This is a genomic window from Streptomyces sp. NPDC045778 (genome assembly GCF_056431945.1).
Genome location: NZ_JBWKJZ010000075.1, coordinates 1 through 6698 on the forward strand (window position 1 = coordinate 1; position 6698 = coordinate 6698).

The following is a 6698-nucleotide window of genomic DNA, read 5'->3' on the forward strand; positions in this document are numbered from 1 at the left end:
GACGCTCCGCTTCCGGACGCAGCCCCGCACCCAACAACCCCCCCCCCCCCCCCCCCCCCCCCCCCCCCCCCCCCCCCCCCCCCCCCCCCCGCGCCGTTCGTCAGCCGGACCGGACGGCCTCAGTGGAAGAAGTGCCGCGTGCCCGTGAAGTACATCGTCACGCCGGCCTTCTTCGCCGCCTCGACCACCAGCTCGTCGCGGACCGAACCGCCCGGCTGGACGACGGCCTTGACGCCGGCGGCCGTCAGGACCTCCAGGCCGTCGGGGAAGGGGAAGAAGGCGTCGGACGCGGCGTACGCACCGCGGGCGCGCTCCTCGCCCGCCCGCTCGACCGCGAGCTTCGCCGAGTCCACGCGGTTGACCTGGCCCATGCCGACGCCGACGGAGGCCCCGTCCTTGGCGAGCAGGATCGCGTTGGACTTCACCGCGCGGCAGGCGCGCCAGGCGAAGGCGAGTTCGGCCAGCTCGCCCGGGGACAGCGCGTCACCGGTCGCGAGGGTCCAGCTCGCGGGGCTGTCGCCGTCGGCCTGGAGGCGGTCGGTGACCTGGAGCAGCGCGCCGCCGTCGATCGGCTTGACCTCCACGGGCGCGGAGGGCGCCTGCGGGGCGCGCAGGACGCGGATGTTCTTCTTCTTGGTCAGGGCCTCAAGGGCGCCGTCCTCGTAGTCCGGCGCCACGATGACCTCGGTGAAGATGTCGGCGACCTGCTCCGCCATCTCCTTGGTCACCGGCCGGTTGACGGCGATGACACCGCCGAACGCGGACAGTGGGTCACAGGCGTGCGCCTTGCGGTGCGCCTCGGCCACGTTGCCGCCGATCGCGATGCCGCACGGGTTGGCGTGCTTGATGATCGCCACGCACGGGTCGTCGTGGTCGTACGCGGCCCGGCGCGCGGCGTCCGTGTCCGTGTAGTTGTTGTACGACATCTCCTTGCCGTGGAGCTGCTCGGCCTCGGCGAGACCGCCGCGGCCGTCCGTGTAGAGGGCGGCGCCCTGGTGCGGGTTCTCGCCGTAGCGCAGCTGGTTCTTCAGGTCGAAGCCGGCGCCGATGAAGGCCGGGAAGCGCTCGCCGGCGCCCTCCTCGGTCTCCAGGAACCAGTTGGCGACCGCGATGTCGTACGCGGCCGTGTGCTGGAACGCCTCGGCGGCGAGCGCGCGCCGCGTCGCGAAGTCGAAGCCGCCGGCGCGGACCGCGGCGAGCAGGTCGCCGTACCGGGAGGGGCTCGTGACCACGGCGACCGACGGGTGGTTCTTGGCGGCGGCGCGGACCATCGAGGGGCCGCCGATGTCGATCTGCTCGACGCACTCGTCGAGGCTCGCGCCGGACGCGACGGTCTCGCGGAACGGGTAGAGGTTCACCACGACCAGGCCGAACGGCTCCACGCCCAGCTCCTGGAGCTGCTTGCGGTGCGCTTCGAGGCGCAGGTCGGCGAGGATGCCCGCGTGCACGCGCGGGTGCAGCGTCTTGACCCGGCCGTCCAGGCACTCGGGGAAGCCCGTCAGCTCCTCGACCTTGGTGACGGGGACACCCGCGGCGGCGATCCGCGCGGCGGTCGACCCGGTCGACACCAGCTCGACCCCGGCCTCGTGCAGACCGCGCGCGAGGCCCTCGAGGCCGGTCTTGTCGTACACGCTGATCAGCGCGCGGCGGATGGGCCGCTGATCGGCGCCGGGGGTGCTCTGCGGTGTCTGGGGCGTCGTACCTTCGGCGGTCACGGGATAACTACCTTTCGTCCCTCGATGCTGTAGCCGTCGCGGGCGAGGCGTCCCACGACGTCGACGAGCAGGCTTCGCTCGATGTCCTTGATGCGCTCGTGCAGAGCGCTCTCGTCGTCCTCGTCCCTGACCTCCACCACGCCCTGCGCGATGATCGGGCCGGTGTCGACGCCGTCGTCGACGAAGTGGACGGTGCAGCCGGTGACCTTCGCGCCGTACGCGAGCGCGTCGCGGACGCCGTGGGCCCCCGGAAAACTGGGAAGCAGCGCGGGGTGCGTGTTCACCGTGCGCCCGCCGAAGCGGGCCAGGAACTCCTTGCCCACGATCTTCATGAAGCCGGCGGAGATCACCAGGTCCGGCGCGTACGCGGCCGTCGCGCCGGCGAGCGCGGCGTCCCACTCCTCCCGCGAGCCGTAGTCCTTCACCCGGCACACGAACGTCGGCAGGCCCGCGCGCTCGGCGCGCTCAAGACCCGCGATGCCGGTGCGGTCGGCGCCGACGGCCACGACCTCGGCGCCGTAGGCGTCGGCTCCGTGCTCCGCGACGGCGTCGAGCAGGGCCTGGAGATTCGTACCTGATCCGGAGACCAGCACGACGAGGCGCTTGGCCTTGGCCACGACGGGGCCCTTTCTCGGGAGTGCTCTTTGTACGGTCGTACGAAGGCTTCGCATCTCCCGATACGGGGAACTCTACGAAGCGGCCGACCGTCAGCAACGATACCGGCACACCCGGCGGCCCCTCACGGGACGGGGGCGCGGCCGGAAGGTAGCGTCTGTGGGGGCAGCCGCCCGAACGCCGAGTTGCCAAGCTCCACCACCGAGTTGTCCGGCTCCGCACAGCCGGGCCGCGGAGCGCCGCCAGCGCTCTGTGCCACAGCTCTATACAAGGGGAAGACGCACACCTGATGCCGGACCGCAGCCTCCGCCTCACGCCACCCTTCGCGTCCGCGCACGGACCGACGCACGACGGGCGCCACGGCTCGACACCCGGCCCGGGTGCGGCGCTGCTGCTCCGGGAGGGGCGGCCCGGCCCCTCGTCCCCGGCGCCTGAGGACGCGCGGGACGACCGGGGCTCCGGTGGCGGACAGGGCTCCGGCCATGGCTCCGGCGGGCAGGGCTCCGGCCAGGGCTCCGGCCAGGGCTCCGCGCAGGACGACAACCCGTTCGCGCCGCCGCCCGAGGGCACGCCCGAGCAGCCGTGGCGCCCCCGGCACCCCAACGGCTCCGGCTCGGACGACCAGGGCTCCGGCGGTCAGGGGAACTCCCCCTGGGGCAGCCAGTGGAGCGACCAGCAGCCCGGCCGCTCCTCGTCCGGCGGCTTCGGCGACCGGCCCCGCGGCCAGGGCCAGGACGGCCCCGGCGGCCAGCCCGGGCAGGGCGGCGGCCTGCGCTGGGACCCCACCGACCCCGCCCAGCGCCGCGCGCGCTACGCGCTGCTCTCCGGCATGTGGGCCTTCTTCTTCGCCCTCTTCGGCTGGGACTACGTGGCGCTGCTGCTCGGCGCGCTCGGCATGTACTGGGGCATCAGCGCGCTGCGCGCCAAGCCGCGGCGCGCCGACCCGAACGCCCCGGCCGCGCCCGAGCCGGCCGCCCGCGGGTCGCGGCCCCAGACCACGGCGGCGATCAGCGGCCTGGTGACGGCGTCGCTCGCGCTCGTCATGGTCCTCGCGACGTTCGGCGCGCAGCTGATCTACCGGGACTACTACACCTGCCGCGACGACGCGCTCACCGGGGCCTCGCGGCAGGCCTGCGAAGACCTCCTCCCGAAGCAGCTCCGCCCCCTCCTCACCGACCGGGACTGACCCGGGCCCAGGCCCCCGCTGGCGCGGGGGCTTTCCCACCCAGCCGTCCCCGCTGTGGGCAATCGTCCCGCAGGGCGAGTGGGGTATCCCCTGCTCGAGCGAAGCCGAGAGCTTGGGGAAGGGTGGGCACAGCCCCAGGTGCCGCTCCGCCGTTGACTCAGCCCCCGGCTCCGGCTCCGCTTCCGCCCTGCGGCCCTTCGTCACGCCCCGGCAGGAAGTCGTACGGCTCAAAGAAGGCCGGGGGCACCGGGGGTACCGGCGGCATCGGAGGCACCAGAGGCACCGGCGGCTCCGGCGGCTCCGGCGGCTCCGGCGGCTCCGGCGGCTCCAGGGGCTCGACAGGCTCAACTGCCTCAAGCACCTCAACTGCCTCAAAGACCTCAACCGCCTCCAGCGCCTCCAACGGCCCAGAAGGCTCAGCAACAGCCGGCTCAGGCGCAGCAGGCTCGGCCACAGCGGGCTCAGCCGCAGCCGCCCCCCGGCGCAGCCGGAGCCAGGAGCCCAGGCGCCCCGCAGGGCGAGAGCCCCGCCCGCCCCGAGGCACCCGTACCCGCCAAGCCCGCACCCCCAGGGCCACGGGCACCCCCAGAACCCCCACCCAACCCCCCGCCGCACCCCCCGTGAGCCACCACACGGGCCCGAACTCCGCAAGCACCCGCACCCCCATCGCACCCCCGGCCACCCCCGCGAGCACCGCACACGCGCCCCCGCACCCCACCGCCGCCCCCACCCCCACGAGCACCGTCCGCCCCACCGGCCACGCCATCTCCCGTTCCCCGAACGCCGGCGCCGCCGCCCCCGCCACGAACCACCCCACCACGCATCCGGCCACCACCGGCACCGCCCCCGCCGCCCAGGTGAACGGCGACCCGGGCCCGGCCCCCGGCACCGCCGCGAGCAGCGGGAACTCCGGAAGCAGCGGCGCCGCCCCCGCGCCGAGCGGCCCCACCACGGTCCCCGTACCGAGCACGAACCCGGGCCCCAGCCCGTACGCCGCGCCCCACACCGCCGCGTTCGGCACCAGCGCGAGCGCGAGCAGGAGCACCGCGAACCGCCCCGACCACACCCCGGTCACCTCCAGGAACGACTCCCGCACCAGGCCCCCGTGCAGCACGAGCGACACCCCGACGAGCAGCGCGCCCCCGCCGACGAGCACCGCCGTACCGGCCGCCGCCGCCCGGCCCGCGGCGCGCACCCGGTCGCGTACGAAGAGACGCCGGACCGCGGCGGGAAGCCGCGCCCCCGCGCGCGTCACCGCCTGCGGCAGCGGCCCCCGCGGCCGCCCGTGCGCCGCCCACACCCCCGAACCCGCCGCCGCCACCGCGAGCACCGGCACGTGCCACGCCGCGCTCAGCCACGACGGCCGCAGCTCGCCACCCGCCGCGTACAGCGTCGCCGCGAGCCCCACCAGGAGGTAGCCCGCGACCACGCCCCACCACGCGGCCCGTACCCCCAGCGCGCGCCCCTCCGGATCCGCCGCGTCCCGCGCGGCCCGGTGCAGCAGCCAGCACGGCAGCGCGAGCAGCAGCAGCGGGGTCACGCCGACCGGCGCGGACGCCCCGGACAGCGTCTCCGTGCGGATCAGCTCCGTGCCGTGCGCGAGCAGCCACAGCGCCGCCGCCACGTGCAGCGCGCCGTCGGGTCCGCTGTCCGGGTACGGCGAGCTGATCCACAGGATCATCACCAGGACCGCGAACGCGCCGAGCCCGAGCCCCGCAGCGATCGCGCCGCCCAGTACCCCCGTGGCCAGACCTGACGGGCCGTCATGCGCCGGTTCCGCCACGGCTGACGCGTTCGGCTGCTCCTGGGGCGGCGGCCAGGAGCCGGAGTCGGTGAGGTGGGTCACCCGGCCATGCTCCCAACGACACGCGCTTTCTCCGCGTAACAGGCGAATACCGGATGTGTCGCCCAAGATACTTTTATGTTCTTTTTCGTACGGCGGAACGGACGGCCATGACCCAGAGCCCGGCCTCTCCGAGCCCGGCCGCCCCCAAGCCCCCGGCCTCACCCGGGCAGGAAGGGCCCCCCGCGCTGCCGCCCCCCGGTGAACGCCGCAGGCTGCGCGAGGCGAAGCCGCTGAGCCAGGCCCAGCTCGCCGCCCTCCTCGGCGTGTCCCGCGAGACCGTCCGCTCCTGGGAGTCCGGCCGCAAGGACCCGCGCGGCAGCAGGCGCGCGGCCTACGCGAAACTCCTGGAGTCCCTCGCGGAAACGGCGCCCCCCGCCGCCCCGCCCCCCGTCGAGGAGCAGCCCGAGGCTCCGGCCGCGCCCCCGGCCACCCCCGAAGAGGCCTTCGACACCCTCTGCTCCCGCGCGGCCCCGGCCCTGCTCCGCCAGGCCTACGCCCTCACCGGCCACCGCGCCCTCGCGTCGGAGTCCGTGGAGCGCGCCTTCCAGCTCGCCTGGCAGCGCTGGCCCGAGGTCGCCGTGGACCGCGACCCGGCGGGCTGGGTCCGCGCGGCCACCCACGAGTACGCGCTCTCGCCCTGGCACCGCTTCCGCCCCGGCCTGCGGCAGGACCAACCGCCCGACGACGCGGCCGACCGCGCCGTCCTCGGCGCGCTCCTCGGCCTGCCGCCCGCCCAGCGCCGCACCCTGATGCTCTACGACGGCGTCGGGCTCGACCTCCCCGAGACCGCGGCGGAGACGGAGGCCAGCACTCCGGCCGCGGCGGGCCGGCTGCTCAGCGCCCGCGGGACGCTGGCCGAGCGGCTGCCCGACCTCGGCATCGCCGACCGGCCCGAGGCCCTGACCGAACGGCTGACCTCGCTCGGCCGCGCGGAGCGGCTCGTCGTCCCGCGACCGGCCCGCGTCCGCACCGCGAGCGAGGACCGCGCCCGCCTGTGGACCCGAGCCGCCATCGCCTTCACCGCGCTGATCGTCACGGCCACCGCCCTGACCCTGCGCACGGCCCCCACCCACTACGAGCCGCCCGTGCCCTCCGGCAAGGCCGTCCTCGGCGTCCCGCCGAGGATGGGCCCGGGCCCCCTGACCCCCGAGGACGAGACCCTCAAGGCGAAGCTGCGGTCGGCGCCCTACCCCGGCCCCGAGCGCCTGACCCCCGAGGCCTCCTAGCCCCGGAAGCACAGAAGCGGGGGGGGGGGGGGGGGGGGGGGGGGGGGGGGGGGGGGGGGGGGGGGGGGGGGGGGGGGGGGGGGGGGGGGGGGGGGGGGGGGGGGGGGGGG

The 6698-nt window shown here is 75.9% G+C and carries 5 protein-coding genes; 2 read left to right on the forward strand and 3 right to left on the reverse strand.

Annotated elements, in window-relative coordinates; all coding sequences use genetic code 11:
• Positions 1 to 119 precede the first annotated feature (119 nt).
• Entirely contained in the window at positions 120 to 1715 is a 1596-nt protein-coding gene (purH, locus tag AC07GB_RS39735; protein WP_478854464.1) for a bifunctional phosphoribosylaminoimidazolecarboxamide formyltransferase/IMP cyclohydrolase, read from the reverse strand.
• The gene (gene purN, locus AC07GB_RS39740; protein WP_478854466.1) at positions 1712 to 2386 is read right to left on the reverse strand and encodes a phosphoribosylglycinamide formyltransferase; all 675 of its coding nucleotides are present in this window, start codon (positions 2384 to 2386) and stop codon (positions 1712 to 1714) included. The genes purH and purN overlap by 4 nt, the downstream gene beginning before the upstream one ends.
• A gap of 233 nt (positions 2387 to 2619) precedes the next feature.
• On the opposite strand from purN, the gene AC07GB_RS39745 reads away from it, so the two are divergent.
• Positions 2620 to 3516 carry a hypothetical protein gene (locus AC07GB_RS39745; protein ID WP_478854468.1) on the forward strand — a complete coding sequence of 299 codons (897 nt, stop codon included), beginning with the start codon at positions 2620 to 2622 and terminating at the stop codon, positions 3514 to 3516.
• Between the two features lie 157 nt (positions 3517 to 3673).
• On the opposite strand, the gene AC07GB_RS39750 is transcribed toward AC07GB_RS39745, so the two are convergent.
• Positions 3674 to 5362 (reverse strand): cell division protein PerM, encoded by a 1689-nt coding sequence (locus tag AC07GB_RS39750; protein WP_478854470.1) that lies wholly within the window; start codon positions 5360 to 5362, stop codon positions 3674 to 3676.
• Positions 5363 to 5469: 107 nt separating this feature from the next.
• Here AC07GB_RS39750 and AC07GB_RS39755 point away from each other — a divergent pair, with 107 nt between their 5' ends.
• Entirely contained in the window at positions 5470 to 6588 is a 1119-nt protein-coding gene (locus AC07GB_RS39755; RefSeq protein WP_478854472.1) for a helix-turn-helix domain-containing protein, read from the forward strand.
• Positions 6589 to 6698: the final 110 nt, after the last annotated feature.

Coding starts and splice junctions, on each gene's coding strand:
- purN (WP_478854466.1), bottom strand. CDS start 2,386: ATGCGAAGCCTTCGTACGACCGTACAAAGAGCACTCCCGAGAAAGGGC.
- AC07GB_RS39745 (WP_478854468.1), top strand. CDS start 2,620: ATGCCGGACCGCAGCCTCCGCCTCACGCCACCCTTCGCGTCCGCGCAC.
- AC07GB_RS39755 (WP_478854472.1), top strand. CDS start 5,470: ATGACCCAGAGCCCGGCCTCTCCGAGCCCGGCCGCCCCCAAGCCCCCG.